The following is a 15,004-nucleotide window of genomic DNA, read 5'->3' as shown; positions in this document are numbered from 1 at the left end:
TGTAATATTAGTTACGAAGCGGCTTTCCTTTAACCAACATGTTTTGCATTCTGGCTTGTGATTTTGGTTCTGCTACTAAACTTAAGAATGCTTCACGCTCTAAATCGAGCAAATATTGTTCGTCTACTAACGTGCCATAAGGGACTTTTCCTCCCGCCAATACATACGCTAATTTCTTCGCGATTTTCAAATCATGCTCGCTGATGAAACCAGATAAAAACATACCTTCTGCTCCAAGTAATAGGGTTGCATAACCAGATTCACCTGTTACAGGCACTTTTTCACGAAGTGGTGCTTTGTAGTTATTTTCATATAAAGATAGCGCAACTTGTTTCGCATCATAGATTAAGTGATCAGCATTCACACTAATACCATCAACAAAGTTTAAGAAGTTATTTTCACGTGCTTCTTCTCCAGAAGTCGATACTTTCGCCATAGCAATGGTTTCAAAGACTTTATTTGCAATAAATTGGTAATCTATTTGGACGCCATTTGGCAATCCTTTTAAATGTTTCATATATAATTCTTTATTCCCACCACCACCTGGAATAAGGCCAACTCCTGCTTCTACTAATCCCATATACGTTTCATGAGACGCCTGAATATGTGCAGCAGGTAAGCAAACTTCCGCTCCGCCACCTAGTGTCATTCCGAAAGGTGCTGCCACAACTGGTTTTGAACTGTATTTGATTTTCAACATCGCATTTTGGAATGAACGAACAACGAAGTCAAGTTCGAAAATATTATCATCTTGCGCTTCCATTAAAATCATGCCAAGGTTTGCTCCAACACTGAAGTTCTTTCCTTGATTTCCAATAACAAGGCCTTTAAAGTTTTTCTCAACTTCATCAACCGCGAAGTTAATCATTTGAATAATATCAGGACCTATTGAATTTGCCTGTGAGTGGAATTCAAGTAACGCAATGCCATCCCCTAAGTCTATTAAACTAGCACCCGAATTTTTCTTGATGACTCCGTGTTTTTTCTTAAATTGTTTTAAGTTGATGACTTTTTCATTTGTAGGAACTGGTGAGTAATCTTGACCATTAAAGAAATAGGTTTCAGCATTGTCCTCTTTATAGAAAGAATCAAAACCTTGGTCTAGTAAACTTTGTGCGAAAGCTGGAACTTCTATGCCTTCAGCTGTCATTTTTTCGACTGATTCTTTTACGCCAATGGCATCCCATATTTCAAATGGCCCTTGTTCCCAGCCAAAGCCCCACTTCATGGCATTGTCTATTGCGACAATGTCGTCAGCAATTTCACCATGTAATTTTGCTGAGTACGTAAGCGTTGGTGCTAAAATGCTCCAAAGTAACTCACCTGTGCGATCTTTTGCATATGTTAACGTTTTCACTTTTGCTGCAAGTCCTTTTTGTTGCTTTGCCATTTCCAGTGAAGGTGTTTTTAATTTTTTCACAGCCTCATATTCCATCGTTTCAGGATTTAATTCAAGTATTTCTTTCCCTTTTTTAACGAAGAATCCTTGCCCGGATTTAGCTCCTAACCAACCATTTTCCAGCATTTTCGTAATCATCGCTGGTAATTCAAACACTTTTTGTTCGTCACCTGTTGTTTGATCAAATACATTTTTTGCTACGTGTCCAAATGTATCAAGTCCCACAACATCCAGTGTTCGGAAGGTAGCAGATTTTGGACGACCAATTGCAGGCCCTGTGACAGAATCAACTTCACCCACTGAATAGCCTCTTGCTAACATTTCCCGAAGTGTGACAAGAAGGCCATACGTTCCTATACGGTTTGCAATAAAGTTTGGCGTATCTTTCGCTATCACAACACCTTTTCCAAGGCGATCTTCTCCGAATTCTTTCATGAATTCAATTACCTCTGTCGATGTTGAAGTTGCTGGAATCACTTCAAGCAACTTCAAATAACGTGGAGGATTGAAGAAATGCGTGCCGAGGAAATGCGTTTGGAAGTCTTTCGAGCGTCCTTCAGCCATTGAGTTAATGCTAATCCCTGATGTGTTAGAACTAACGATAGTTCCCGGTTTGCGAACAGCGTCAATTTTCTCGTAAAGACCTTTTTTTATATCCAGATTCTCAACAATTACTTCGATTATCCAATCTACATCTTTTAATTTATCTAAGTCATCTTCAAAATTTCCAGCCGTCAATAAAGCAAGATTTTTCTTTGATGCTAATGGTGCAGGCTTTTGCTTAAGTAGTTTGTCTAAAGATCCTTGTGCGATTTGGTTACGAACTTTTGAGTTTACTTTGTCCTCATCTGATAAATTGCGAGGTACCATATCAAGTAATAATGTAGGAATCCCGATATTTGCTAAGTGTGCAGCAATACCTGAACCCATCACACCAGAACCTAAAACTGCAGCTTTTTTAATTTGATAAGTCACGTGCAAAGCCTCCTTTATATTTTTTGAATGAATACTCATTCATTTTTTGGTCAAAAAAAATAGAAACAACCTCTATAAATTTTAGTTTAGAGCATTTTTGGTTTTTTCGCAATATTTAAATGACGATTAGTGAATGAAATTTTGATACTGAAATTGTTGTTTATGAAGAAATAGTCCCCTACTATTTACTATCAACGTATTTCCATGCTTTCCCATAGATTAATTAAATCAATTACAAACTATATGATTCAACATAACATCTTATGAATAATTTCGAAGTGTGTGAAGTCTTTCATCAATAAATTGAATTAATCGAAGGTAATAATTAAGACGGAGTAAATGAAAAAAAATCACGCATCCTTTTTTCGGTCATGCGTTCCTGGCCTTCTCTATTCATAACACATTGGTAGTATGTTCTTTCTTATATAAAAACAAATCAATTTTAGCCTTATTCCCATAAAATAATATTGAAAATCGTGTATACAAAATCTCCCTTGTCGCACACTAATTTAAGAAATCTGAAGGAGGAAAAGTTAATGAATTTATTTTCACAGCCAAAAGAGCAACAAATGGTTTTTCCAGAACCGCCAAAGATGGTTTCTACAAAAGATTTCCTTTACTTAAAAGACATGATGTCTTGGAATTTATTAGCTGCTAAAAAAATGAATTGGGCTGCTCAAACTTGCCAACTGCCTGACTTGAAGAAAGAATTTGAAACAGCCGAACAAATGCATGTTAATCATTACGATGAGATATTAAAGACCCTAAAACAAAGTGAAGGAGTATCATCATCATGAACCAACAAACCGTAAAAAATCCAGAAACCCCTTTTCCAGAAACTCCACAGTTAAATGATCGCGATATTTTAAATGATGCCCTTTCAACGGAGAAATATTTATGTCATTCGTATGAAACCGCTATGCATGAAGCTAGTCATGATGCCTTATATCAAATGATTTTCACACAATTGAGAGATGTTTCTAAACAACAACGGAGCTTTTATGAATTACTATTTACACATGGTTGGTACACTGTAACCCCAGCCGATTCCCAAGAAATCCAACAAGTTGTACAACAATTCCAGGGCTACAAACAACAACTTCAGTAAAAGGGCAAATTTCTACCCGAAGAAAGTAAAACGGTGTACACTGTTCCTATAGAACATTAGGAGGAACAGACATGAACTCAATTACAACAACTGAACAATTTAATGACCTTATCTCTTCAGATAAAGAAATCATCGTGAAATTCACTGCTGGATGGTGTCCTGATTGCACGCGTATGGACATGTTCATCGATCCAATTATCGAAGAATACAATCAATATGCTTGGTATGAAATCAATCGTGATGAACTGCCAGAACTTGCTGAAAAATATGATGTTATGGGTATTCCAAGCCTTTTAATTTATCAAAATAACGAGAAAAAAGCGCATTTACACAGTGCAAACGCAAAATCACCTAGTCAAGTAACTGAATTTCTTCAAAGCCAAAAAGGATAGACCTCGTGTCTATCTTTTTTTCTGTATTAGCCATTGAAATTTTTATGATATACTAATTAAAATAGCTTTAGAGGTGTGGATAATCGTGTCACATGAAATAGAAATACAGCAACTTAAAGAAAAGGTTAAGTATTACGAAAATATTATTAATAATATTTCGGCTCCAGTTATTCCTTCCGTGGTGCCAGGTACAATTTTGATACCAATTGCAGGATTTATGTTTAAAGAACGTTTGGATATGATTCAAACTAAAGCTCTACAATATGCAGGTACTCATCGTGATACAGAGCGTGCTATTTTCGACTTTACAGGTGTAGCTGTGGAAGATGTAGCGACATTTGACTATAATGATTTAGCTACTGAAATTTATCAATTAAATAGTTCGCTAAAACTAATGGGCATTCGTCCAATTTATGTTGGATTTAACCCTCGCTTCGTTCGCGAGATTGTTCATGCAGGGATTCATGTAGAAATTGAAACATATGTCAGTTTCCGTGCAGCCCTGAAACGTTTATTACAAGAAAGCAACCAGTCTCTTCACTCTCTTGGGTGAAAACTGATTGCTTTTTTTTGATTAAATCACATAAATGCGTATTCATTCACTTGTCCTAATTTACTTAAAGCAAGTCAAATCTATTCAATCTTTTTCAACAGCTAATTACTTGAAAATCGGTTTAATATACTTTAAATTTGAATTAGTACTTTTTTGTAATGATTATAATTAAGGAGTGAATAGGATGAAAAAGCAATTAACAACCAACCAAGGAGTGCCGATTGGTGATAATCAAAATTCACGCACAGCTGGTAATCGCGGACCAACACTTATGGAAGATTATCAATTAATAGAGAAATTAGCTCACTTTGACCGTGAACGTGTTCCAGAACGTGTTGTTCATGCACGAGGCGCAGCTGCACATGGCACATTTGTTGTGAAAAATAGCATGAAAAAATATACATCAGCTGCATTTTTACAAAATGAAGGTCAAGAAACTCCATTGTTCGCTCGCTTCTCAACAGTAATTCACGGACTCCACTCTCCTGAAACTGCTCGTGACCCGCGTGGCTTCTCTGTGAAATTTTATACAGAGGAAGGAAACTATGATTTTGTTGGGAATAATTTACCTGTATTCTTTATCAGAGATGCCATCAAATTCCCTGATGTTATTCACTCGTTAAAACCAGATCCACGAACAAACTTACAAGATGCTGCACGATTGTTTGATTTCATGGGCTTGTCTCCTGAATCTACAAATATGCTAATGCATTTGTTTACAGATGAAGGGATTCCTCAAGACTACCGTCACATTCGTGGATCTTCTGTCCACTCCTTTAAATGGATTTCTGCAGAAGGAATTACTACATATGTGAAACTTCGTTGGGTGCCTAAACAAGGCGTGAAAAACTTAACAATTGAAGAAGCAGCAGAACAACAAGGTAAAGATTTTAGTCATGCTACTCGCGATTTATATGACGCGATTGAAAGTGGAGATTATCCTGAGTGGGATTTATATGTACAAACAATAAAACCACAAGACATGGACAACTACGACTTCGATCCGCTTGATGCAACGAAGGATTGGTTAGAAAAAGACTTCCCGTACGAGTTAGTAGGAACAATGACATTAAATCGAAATGTAGACAACTTCTTCGCTGAAACAGAATCAGTCGGATTTAACCCAGGTGTTCTAGTTCCAGGTATCCAAGCTTCTGAAGATAAAATGTTGCAAGGTCGATTATTCTCTTACTCTGATACGCAACGCTACCGACTTGGTGCAAACTACTTACAGTTACCAATCAATGCACCAAAATGTCCGTTCTCTAATAACCAACGTGATGGTGCTATGCCAATTGGCCAACAGATGTCACGTGTAAATTATGAGCCAAATAGTTTCGATTCAGAACCTAAAGAAGCGCCTGAATTCAAAGAACTTGACCAACCCATTTCAGGAGTAGCTGGTAAACATGCTATTGAAAAAACAAATAACTTCGGTCAAGCTGGTGAAATTTACAGAAGTTATGATGAATCTACAAAACAAGCATTAATTAAAAACTTACTAGACCAGTTCTCAGGTATCGAGAACCGCGATATCGTAGGACGAGCTGTTGCAAACTTCCACAAAGCAGACGATTCATTAGGTCATGCATTAGCTGAAGGTGCAAACATCGACGTTCATCTATATTTATAAAATTAATAAATAAATAGCTAGTTCGTTTACTAGTAATATTTGATATTAAAAGAGTTTTTCCGTACTGTTAAAGCAGACGGAAAAACTCTTTTTTTGAGGTGAATTTATGCATGTACAATTAAAAGTTGATGGTCTCTCCCAATATGACAACTCAATAAAAACTAATTATCAAGCTTCTGCGTGTGGACCAGTAACTACTTTGACAATTCTCCGTTACTGGATGCCCAACTCTTGCCCGTATGATACCAATCAATTGTACCGATTACTTGGTAGTACTCGGATTGGCTTATTTACTTGGCTTTTAAAACGTAATTTGCGGAAGATACTTGGTCCAACTTGGGAAGTGAATACTTGTACGATTGAAGAAGCAAAATCCGAACTTCTTGAAGGACGTCCGGTTGCTTGCAAATTTGATCGCTATTTTTCTTTTCACTGGTTTGGCACACATGAATTTGCCTATCACTGGGTTCCACTCATTGGTTTTGAAGAAAATGAAAACGGCTTAACGCTGATTCTCCATGATAATGGTGGAAGGAATCGCGATAGCCGTATTCGATTTGTTTCATATGAAAAGAATCAGAACATATTAACGTTTGTTAAAATTGTCCCACATTCCCTGTTGTAGCTCATATTCCGATTGATATTGACTCAAATGGAATACAGCGATCGTGCATATCGACTTGTTATTCCAAACCCAGCTTCGTCGAGTTGGAGCATCAGTTCATTACTATAAGAAGGAATGAGTAACTGGTCTAGTTCAATGGACAAATCCATTTCACAATATATCTTTGCTAGTTTTTTAGACAACCGTAACATATCGAGATTTTCTTGGATTTTCTTTTGTTGGCCTGGTTTCAATGCATGTAATGAATCGATGACCCCTTCCACTGAACCATATGTTTGAATTAATTGAAGTGCACTTTTCGGACCTATCCCTTTAACTCCAGGGTAGCCGTCACCTGAATCACCCATTAACGCTTTAACATCTGCAAACACGGATGGTTCAATTTGATACTCCTCCAAGAATCGCTCATATGTGAAATCATCGTATATGGTGTAACCTTTTTTGGTAAATGCGATTTTGGTTGTTGGCGTAAGTAATTGCAATAAATCTTTATCTCCACTTACGATGGTGATATTGGCTTCATCCTGCCATTTACAGGCCATTGAACCGATTAAATCGTCCGCTTCCATACCTACTTCACCAAAGTTCTGCCACCCAAGCATTTTAGATATGTCCTTCGCCATATCAAACTGAGGAATCATTTCTTCCGGAGGCGCTGGTCGATTGGATTTATATCCATCAAACAAATCATTGCGGAAAGTATGCATACCCATATCCCAACAAATAGCCATATGAGTTGGCTGCATCATATTCTTTGCTGATAATACGTGACGTGCAAATCCTTGCACACCGTTTGTAGGGACTCCTTGTTCGTTACGAAAATATTGACCAAATACAGATGTTGCAAAAAACGAACGGAATAATAAAGCCATCCCATCGACTAATAAAATATGTGGTTTTTCAGTGGATTGCATTTTATCTCCTCTTTCTCCTATGATTTTCATATAAGTTCACTCGATAATTCTTCCAAAAGTGAATTTCAGTAAACTCCTACCATGTAGCAAATGGATTAAATGAATCTCTCAATATGTGAACCTTTATTTATTATAGCAAATACAACGTTAGGAAATTGAAAAACATGGATTTGATAGGCTTGATGAATGTGATTTTTGGGTACATTAAGGATAGTTATAAGTAGAGTAAAATGGAGGATAGCTTAATGGATATACATAATGGATCACTTTATTGGCCAACAACTTACCCTGAACGAGGACCAAGAACTGTCCCCGAGCGATTAGATTCTTATGATGTTGTCATCGTCGGTGGAGGAATGTCAGGTTCACTATCTGCTCTCCCATTGATTGAAGCCGGACTTAGCGTCGCAATACTTGATAAACGCCAAATGGCAACAGGCAGCACGATGGCAAATACCGGACTGCTTCAATATTCAAATGACATTATGCTTCATGAATTGATTAATCAAATTGGAGAAAATGACGCCGTTCGATTTTATAAACTTTGTTATGAATCCGTAAAAAATTTAGAAACAGTTGCTAAAAGCCTTCCTTTTTCACCAGATTTCACTGAACGTTCGAGCATCTGTTTTGCAAGTACGGAAGATGATGTTGAAAAAATCAAAGTTGAATATGAGACCCTTAAAAAACATGGCTTTCCTTGTGATTACTGGGACCCGAAACAACTCGCAAGCAAGATGCCATTTAGTAAACCTGGAGCCCTCGTGACTTATGAAGATGCCGTACTAAATCCATACAAATTTGTTCATGGTATTTTGGATTTAATCGAACAAAAAGGTGGTCATTTATTTGAGTTTGTTGAAGTAAATGATGTGATAAACGTTGATGAATTTGTTTCAATTCGTACATCTGCTGGTGAATTTAAGTCTAGACAAATTGTTTATACTACTGGATATGAAACACTCCCCGTTGGTAAACGCATTGGTTCTGATATCAATCGAACGTTTGCGATTGTGACAAAGCCAATTAAAAATTTCAAAAAGTGGTACCAAGAAGCAATGATTTGGGAAACAGAACGTCCGTATTTGTATATTCGTACTACCCCGGACGCTCGTATCATTGCAGGTGGGCTTGATGAGAATATAAAACAGGTACCGCAATCACTAGAATATATTGAAAATCGTGCAGAGAAATTAAGTAAGCAATTACAAGAGCTATTTCCCCATTATAAAATAGAATATGACTATTCATACGGAGCAATTTTCGGAGAATCAATTGATAAATTACCTTTTATTGGCCAACATCCAACTAAAGAAAAGCATTTCTATTTACTTGGCTATGGTGGCAACGGTACGGTCTATAGTATGTTAGGCTCTCACATTTTACGCGATTTAATCATTTACGGGAATCATCCTGATGCTGACCTCGTTTCATTGGATCGTAAATATGGAATAAAATAAGCAAAAGACAGTCTCCTGAATTGGAGACTGTCTTCTTTTATTGGAATGCTAATGTTACTTTCTTTGAATAGCTAGCAACGCCAGTTTCGTTCTTCAAATACGTACTGATGCGTTCAATATCTGTGCTAAAAATTCGATCTTCTACCATTGATGGAGTGAATGAACGGAATTCATTCCATTTGTCTTGTAGTGATGGAGACATTTTTTCTTTTCCTCGATATTCAGTTCCTTGTAGAGCACAAAAGGTTTCAATCGCTAACACTCGTCGTGCATTTTGAATGATGTTGCCAGCATGACGTGCTCCAATAGTTCCCATGCTCACATGATCTTCTTGATTAGCTGAAGATGGAATTGAATCCACAGACGCTGGATGTGCCAAGGTTTTATTCTCTGAAACTAAACTGGCTGCTGCATACTGCAGTATCATCGCTCCAGATTGAAGTCCCGGTTGAGGACTCAAAAATGGAGGCAATCCTTCATTAAGATATGGATTAACAAGTCGTTCAATACGACGCTCAGAGACATTAGCAAGTTCAGCTACCGCTATCTTTAAAAAGTCCATCGCAAACGCTATCGGTTGTCCGTGGAAGTTCCCACCTGAAATAATGACTTCCCCATCTTCAAAAATTAATGGATTATCTGTTGCCGCATTCATTTCGATTTCAAGCTTCTCTTTTACATAACCAAGTACTTGCCAACTAGCACCATGTATTTGTGGAATGCATCGGAGTGAGTATGCATCTTGCACACGCTTCTCCCCTTGTGTTGTCACGAGTTTACTGCCTTCTAACCACTCAAGCATTCTCCTAGCTACGTCCACTTGTTCTACATAACCACGCGCTTGATGTACAGCGGGATGAAAAGCATCTGTAATGCCATGTAGGGCTTCCATCGTCATTGCCGCAATCCATTCACTTTGATAAGCGAGTGTCTCAGCTTCCAACCAGTTCACTACACCTTGAGCTGTCATCGCTTGTGTGCCATTTATTAGAGCTAGTCCTTCTTTCGCTTCTAACACAAGTGGTTGCATACCACGAGTCGCCCACACTTCCGACGCAGCCATATGTTGTCCTTTGTCCCATACAAATCCTTCACCAACTAAAACAAGTGCTAAATGTGATAATGGAGCCAGATCCCCAGATGCCCCAAGAGAACCTTGTGAAGGAATCACTGGATGAATCTGATGATTTACCATATACGCTAATCGTTCTAATACCTCAACTCGAATTCCTGAAAACCCTTTCAATAAAGCGTTTAATCGTAGAACGACCATCGCTCGAGAGACACGTTCTTCAAAAGGCTCCCCAATGCCACATGCGTGTGAGCGAATTAAATGAAGTTGTAATGCCCGAACATCTTCTTCATTAATGCTGACATCACTAAATTTACCAAATCCCGTATTAATCCCGTAGACTGTTTTGCCTTCTCTTACGATTCTTTCAACAGCTTCACGGCTTTTTTGAACACGGACTAACGCTTTTTTATCTAAATCTATATTTTCTTGTTGGAATAAAATGGATCGCATTTCTTCTAAGTGTAAATTCTCACCTGTTAATAAAACCATGTTAAACACCCCTCTGTATCGAGTATAAGTGCGCTATATTATAAGTTCAATCGTTTTCTTCCAAATTCTAACAAGATACAGTGGTAGTGTATCAGTGTGCAAAAGTGTTAATATAGAAAATATTCACAATTTTTAAAAGGAGGATTCTTATGAATTGGCAATCTATGTTTCATTATCATCAATGGGCAACTCAAAAATTACTCCATCACATTGAATCAAAAGACGAAGTCATTTTTCACCAAGTGGCAAAGAATTCATTTAAAACAATTAGCGAAACCTACTCACACGTCTTAAGTGTGGACTATCTATGGTTCAAAAGATTAACTGGCATTGAGAAGCCTGAATGGAAAGTATTCGATGTTAGTAAGGTGTCAATTACGAAAGAAGGGTTTTCACAGTTACACAAAGAAATGGAACAATTCTTTGAAACACTGACAGATGATCAGTGGAAAGAAACCTTGCACTTTACAAATATAAAAGGCGATCCGTTTTCAAATACACGAGAAGAAATGTTCTTCACATTTATTAATCATTCTTCCTATCACCGTGGTCAAGTGACCTCGTTTTTACGACAATTTGATTTAGAGGGCATTCCGATCGACTATATTTATTTTTCTAAGGAAACACAAAGCTAAAAGATGGAGGTTTTCCCTTGTCCTTCCCTGTATTAGAGACTAATAGACTTCGATTAATCGAGTTGAATTCAACACATTCGGAGGATCTTTTCAATCAATTTTCACTTGAAGATGTAACGCGGTACTATGGTATGGATCCCCTATTAACATTGGAACAAGCAGAAAAAATGATTGTTAATATGAATAACGGCTTCACCGAAAAACGCTCAGCACGCTGGGGCATTCAATTAAAAGAAACAAGCGAATTGGCTGGAACGATTGGCTTGAATAATCTGCAGCTATGGAGTAAAAAATGTGAAGTCGGCTATGACCTTCATCCGAATTATTGGGGAAATGGCTATGTAACAGAAGCCCTGGAGAAAGTTTTGCTCCATTGCTTCGACACACTCGAACTTTCACGAGTTGGTGCATTTACATTTCCTGATAATAAGGCTTCGTGGAAGCTGTTGTTGAAATCGGGATTTGAAAAAGAAGGATTGCTAAGAAATTATTTATATCAAGGTGGTAAAACACACGATGCTTTCGTCTTTTCTATTACAAAAGAGGACTGGGATCGACTTCGATCTTAAATCAGAGAAGAGGATGCCCTTAATTGGTGGCATCCTCTTTTTTCACTTACTAGAATTTTTAAAATCTGTAGTTTCTAAATCAAAGAATGTTGTTGATATTGAATGACAACCGCAAGAATACAATTGAGCCTAGCGTAAAGCTGGAGACCTGCAAATATGTATTTTCCCCTTGCTAGCTCTTGCGGGACGAGTCGCTAGCGCACATGCAAGATATAAAGTAATTTATCAAATAAAAAAACCTGCTACTTTATAGTAGTAGGCATGTTAGTTATTCACAAGTTGTATTTTTCAGCAAGTTCTCTCATATTTAAACTTTGAAATGCGAAATGTTCTCTAACCATCTCACTAGATTTTAATTATTTTTTAAAATTAAAATCTCATCAATAAGTTCTACCTTTGACAATAGAGTCATTAAATTATATTATTCTATAATCATCAATCATATCAATTATTTCTGTTTTACTATTGAACATCATCACGTCAATAATTGATAGACCCTTTTGAAACAGAACATGTTTTTGGTCATAAGGATTGAGATTGTTTTTATAAAAATTTAATTCAACTTCTTGTTGTAAATACTTATCTTTACTATAAATATTTTCTCCTCCGGGAGCATTAATATAAGATTCAGCATTGAAAAACTTTGATAGTTGAAGTCCCCAATCGTCAGGTTGTTGAATATCTTTAAATTCAATATCTAAATCTGAAAGACGAGTAATATTATTTTTGATACCTAAAAAATTATTGATTTTTTTTAAAGTATTTATATTTAGATCAGATAAATGAATTGATTGATTCTCTAAGCATTCTCTAACAAGATCTCTGACATCGTCATAATAAGGTGATAAATGTTTATAAACTTCTAATTTTTTCAATATATTTTCTTTCCACTCACTAGACTCGCTTAGTTTTATTTCATTTATTGGGGTTTCCCTAGGAGCTTTTACAATAGACGCATTTATATATATAGGCTCTCCATTAGTCCCGAGTATACGATTTCTGTTTACCCAACCTCTTCTAATGTATTGAGCTGTATCGAATACCACAAAAATATCTGATTGCTTTATTAATGTGTAATAACCGATATATGGAAAGAAATATGGCTGCATTAATACTATCTTCACCACAACATCCTTTTCAATTTTTCCTGAAGCATAATAACGACTAAACGTCTTATCTACATTCCTTTTATTTGTGTACTATTTAAATGATATTTTTCTGCAAAATTTGTTTTATAAACACCCTCTTCTTCGGTATTTCTATTAATAAATGATCCTGCGCCAATTAATGATTTGTCTGCAATTGTTATCCCATTTCGAAGTGTAGAGTTAACGCCTATAAAACAGTTATCCCCTATAATCGTATTGCCACTTACAACAACATGGGAAGTTATGAAATTATTATGACCAATCTTTGAATGGTGACCAATATGATTTCCACTCCATAGTATATTATTATTGCCTATTTCAACGAACGGTTGGATTGTATTGTTCTCAAGAATAAAACAGTGCTCTCCTAGCTTTACATTTTCAAATATTGTTGCTTTTGTACTTATATAACTGGCTAATCGATAGCCTTTTTTCTTTGCCTCTTCAACCTTAGCTTCTCTAACTCTATTCATTTGCGCGTTAGTTATTGCCAGGAATATATATACATCTTCCACTGGGAATCTAGTCTCTATGTCCTTGAATTCGTAAACTGGAAGACCACAAAATATGTCTGAATCTATATATTCCGCATCAACAGTAAAGCCAACCACCTGGTATTGTGAATCATTAGTAAAATAAAAATGAGCAAGTTCAGCTGTTTGTCTATTTCCAAAGATAATTACTTTTTTCATTAAAAAACACTTCCTTTTCTTTTTCAACTTTCTTTTGCAACAAACATGTTCAATAAACTTTTTACCAAGTAAAAAAGCATCTACTATGCCAAAGGTAATTTCTTAGATTGATTGGCACTTCATTCCGATTTTACAGCTAAGATGATTGCTTTCATGATAGAATCATTTTAGTGTTTTTTTGTGTTATCCCTAAATTGGATATATATAAATCTTCAATAATTCTACAAATTTTTACTACTGACTTTAAATCAAGTTCCCCATAGTAGGGCATAGACAAAACTTTTTTTACAGATTTTTGAGCTACTGGTAGATTACTGAATTGTGCAGATTTGAGATGTTGATACCACTGGAAATCACTACATAATGGATAGAAGTATTTTCTTGTATATACATTGTATTTTTTTAGTTCTTCGTGAATCCAGTCTCTAGATTCACCGTATTTAAGCTCATCTATTTCAATAACAAAGTACTGATAACTACTACAATCTTTTTCTAAATTGGTTAATATCCTAATCCCTGGTATGTGTGCTAAGTTTTGTTCATACACTTTTTTGATTTTATGTCTCTTTTGTCTCTCTTGTTCAACTATTTTCAATACTTCTAATCCTATAACAGCTTGAATCTCATTCATTTTTGCATTCAATCCAGACAACACAACTTCTTCTGGCCCTGCGAGACCAAAATTTTTGAGAAGGTTTAACTTTTCAACCAACTTTTCATCTTTAAAAGTTAATGCACCACCCTCTACAGTGTTAAAAAGCTTTGTAGCATGGAAGCTAAACATTGTCATGTCCCCAAAGCTACTGATTGGTTTTCCATCTATTTTAGCTCCAAAAGTGTGTGCACCATCATAAATAACTTTTAAATGATATTTATCAGCAATGGTTTTAATTTTCTCAACATCACATGGATTTCCAAATACATGGACACCAAGGATTGCACATGTTTTTTCTGTAATCAGTGATTCGATTTTTGTTGCGTCGATTGTTAAGGTTTCTGGGTCAATATCACAAAATACTGGAGTTAATCCATTCCAATCGAGAGCTTGAACAGTTGCTGGAAAGGTAAATGGAGTCGTAATTACTTCTCCTTTTAGATCTAACGATTTCAGACCTAGTAACAATGCTAAAGTACCGTTAGTGAAAAGAGAAATGTACTCTACGTTTAGATAACTCTTCAGTTCGCTCTCTAACCTTTGATGCTGAAAACCATTATTTGTTATCCATTTACTTTCCCATACCTCACTCAACTTACTTGTCACGTCTTGTAGTGTAGGCAGTAATGGTCTTGTTATGAGGACTGCCTCATCAAAAGAACTTTCCAATATTTATCCCCCA

Annotated in this window: 15 protein-coding genes; 9 read left to right on the top strand and 6 right to left on the bottom strand. The window is 36.3% G+C overall.

The window, feature by feature from the left end; translation table 11 throughout:
- Window positions 1-7: 7 nt before the first annotated feature.
- Window positions 8-2,374: a 3-hydroxyacyl-CoA dehydrogenase/enoyl-CoA hydratase family protein gene (locus ACFPYN_RS08500; protein ID WP_377733556.1), complete on the bottom strand. Its 2,367-nt coding sequence runs from the start codon at window positions 2,372-2,374 to the stop codon at window positions 8-10.
- A 536-nt stretch (window positions 2,375-2,910) separates the two neighbouring features.
- Between ACFPYN_RS08500 and ACFPYN_RS08495 the strand changes: the two genes are divergently transcribed.
- From ACFPYN_RS08495 to ACFPYN_RS08470, 6 genes are all read left to right on the top strand, one after another.
- Window positions 2,911-3,171: a hypothetical protein gene (locus tag ACFPYN_RS08495; RefSeq protein WP_377733555.1), complete on the top strand. Its 261-nt coding sequence runs from the start codon at window positions 2,911-2,913 to the stop codon at window positions 3,169-3,171.
- Complete coding sequence (locus ACFPYN_RS08490) at window positions 3,168-3,482, top strand: spore coat protein (protein WP_377733554.1); 315 nt, start codon at window positions 3,168-3,170, stop codon at window positions 3,480-3,482. The genes ACFPYN_RS08495 and ACFPYN_RS08490 overlap by 4 nt, the downstream gene beginning before the upstream one ends.
- Before the next feature lie 71 nt (window positions 3,483-3,553).
- Window positions 3,554-3,874 carry a thioredoxin family protein gene (locus ACFPYN_RS08485; RefSeq protein WP_377733553.1) on the top strand — a complete coding sequence of 107 codons (321 nt, stop codon included), beginning with the start codon at window positions 3,554-3,556 and terminating at the stop codon, window positions 3,872-3,874.
- Between the two features lie 85 nt (window positions 3,875-3,959).
- Entirely contained in the window at window positions 3,960-4,427 is a 468-nt protein-coding gene (locus ACFPYN_RS08480) for an STAS domain-containing protein (RefSeq protein WP_377733551.1), read from the top strand.
- A 184-nt stretch (window positions 4,428-4,611) separates the two neighbouring features.
- The gene (locus ACFPYN_RS08475) at window positions 4,612-6,060 is read left to right on the top strand and encodes a catalase (protein ID WP_377733550.1); all 1,449 of its coding nucleotides are present in this window, start codon (window positions 4,612-4,614) and stop codon (window positions 6,058-6,060) included.
- A gap of 106 nt (window positions 6,061-6,166) precedes the next feature.
- A complete protein-coding gene (locus ACFPYN_RS08470) occupies window positions 6,167-6,685 on the top strand; it encodes a C39 family peptidase (RefSeq protein ID WP_377733549.1) in 519 nt (172 codons plus the stop codon).
- Window positions 6,686-6,708: 23 nt separating this feature from the next.
- On the opposite strand, the gene ACFPYN_RS08465 is transcribed toward ACFPYN_RS08470, so the two are convergent.
- Complete coding sequence (locus ACFPYN_RS08465; RefSeq protein WP_377733548.1) at window positions 6,709-7,599, bottom strand: 5'-3' exonuclease; 891 nt, start codon at window positions 7,597-7,599, stop codon at window positions 6,709-6,711.
- 245 nt (window positions 7,600-7,844) lie between these two features.
- Here ACFPYN_RS08465 and ACFPYN_RS08460 point away from each other — a divergent pair, with 245 nt between their 5' ends.
- Entirely contained in the window at window positions 7,845-9,059 is a 1,215-nt protein-coding gene (locus ACFPYN_RS08460) for an NAD(P)/FAD-dependent oxidoreductase (protein WP_377733547.1), read from the top strand.
- A 37-nt stretch (window positions 9,060-9,096) separates the two neighbouring features.
- On the opposite strand, the gene hutH is transcribed toward ACFPYN_RS08460, so the two are convergent.
- Window positions 9,097-10,623: a histidine ammonia-lyase gene (gene hutH, locus ACFPYN_RS08455; protein WP_377733545.1), complete on the bottom strand. Its 1,527-nt coding sequence runs from the start codon at window positions 10,621-10,623 to the stop codon at window positions 9,097-9,099.
- Between the two features lie 149 nt (window positions 10,624-10,772).
- Between hutH and ACFPYN_RS08450 the strand changes: the two genes are divergently transcribed.
- Both ACFPYN_RS08450 and ACFPYN_RS08445 read left to right on the top strand, forming a co-directional pair.
- Complete coding sequence (locus ACFPYN_RS08450) at window positions 10,773-11,258, top strand: DinB family protein (RefSeq protein WP_377733544.1); 486 nt, start codon at window positions 10,773-10,775, stop codon at window positions 11,256-11,258.
- 17 nt (window positions 11,259-11,275) lie between these two features.
- Window positions 11,276-11,827, top strand: a complete 552-nt coding sequence (locus tag ACFPYN_RS08445; protein WP_377733543.1) for a GNAT family N-acetyltransferase — start codon at window positions 11,276-11,278, stop codon at window positions 11,825-11,827.
- Between the two features lie 416 nt (window positions 11,828-12,243).
- Here the strand turns inward: ACFPYN_RS08445 and ACFPYN_RS08440 are convergent, their stop codons facing one another.
- From ACFPYN_RS08440 to ACFPYN_RS08430, 3 genes are all read right to left on the bottom strand, one after another.
- On the bottom strand, window positions 12,244-12,951 hold the full coding sequence (locus ACFPYN_RS08440; protein ID WP_377733542.1) for a WbqC family protein: 708 nt from the start codon (window positions 12,949-12,951) through the stop codon (window positions 12,244-12,246).
- A 53-nt stretch (window positions 12,952-13,004) separates the two neighbouring features.
- Window positions 13,005-13,667 carry an acetyltransferase gene (locus ACFPYN_RS08435; protein WP_377733540.1) on the bottom strand — a complete coding sequence of 221 codons (663 nt, stop codon included), beginning with the start codon at window positions 13,665-13,667 and terminating at the stop codon, window positions 13,005-13,007.
- Window positions 13,668-13,818: 151 nt separating this feature from the next.
- Window positions 13,819-14,991, bottom strand: coding sequence for a DegT/DnrJ/EryC1/StrS family aminotransferase (locus ACFPYN_RS08430; RefSeq protein WP_377733538.1), 1,173 nt, complete (start codon window positions 14,989-14,991; stop codon window positions 13,819-13,821).
- Window positions 14,992-15,004: the final 13 nt, after the last annotated feature.

The organism is Paenisporosarcina macmurdoensis (assembly GCF_042658845.1).
Classification (GTDB): Bacteria; Bacillota; Bacilli; order Bacillales_A; family Planococcaceae; genus Paenisporosarcina; species Paenisporosarcina macmurdoensis.
This window is presented reverse-complemented; position numbering and strand designations above follow the sequence as displayed.

Bases quoted from the DNA above. Each gene is read 5' to 3' on its own strand.
- ACFPYN_RS08470 (WP_377733549.1), top strand. From the start codon at position 6,167: ATGCATGTACAATTAAAAGTTGATGGTCTCTCCCAATATGACAACTCA.
- ACFPYN_RS08475 (WP_377733550.1), top strand. From the start codon at position 4,612: ATGAAAAAGCAATTAACAACCAACCAAGGAGTGCCGATTGGTGATAAT.
- hutH (WP_377733545.1), bottom strand. From the start codon at position 10,623: ATGGTTTTATTAACAGGTGAGAATTTACACTTAGAAGAAATGCGATCC.
- ACFPYN_RS08450 (WP_377733544.1), top strand. From the start codon at position 10,773: ATGAATTGGCAATCTATGTTTCATTATCATCAATGGGCAACTCAAAAA.
- ACFPYN_RS08490 (WP_377733554.1), top strand. From the start codon at position 3,168: ATGAACCAACAAACCGTAAAAAATCCAGAAACCCCTTTTCCAGAAACT.
- ACFPYN_RS08460 (WP_377733547.1), top strand. From the start codon at position 7,845: ATGGATATACATAATGGATCACTTTATTGGCCAACAACTTACCCTGAA.
- ACFPYN_RS08485 (WP_377733553.1), top strand. From the start codon at position 3,554: ATGAACTCAATTACAACAACTGAACAATTTAATGACCTTATCTCTTCA.
- ACFPYN_RS08465 (WP_377733548.1), bottom strand. From the start codon at position 7,599: ATGCAATCCACTGAAAAACCACATATTTTATTAGTCGATGGGATGGCT.
- ACFPYN_RS08435 (WP_377733540.1), bottom strand. From the start codon at position 13,667: ATGAAAAAAGTAATTATCTTTGGAAATAGACAAACAGCTGAACTTGCT.
- ACFPYN_RS08495 (WP_377733555.1), top strand. From the start codon at position 2,911: ATGAATTTATTTTCACAGCCAAAAGAGCAACAAATGGTTTTTCCAGAA.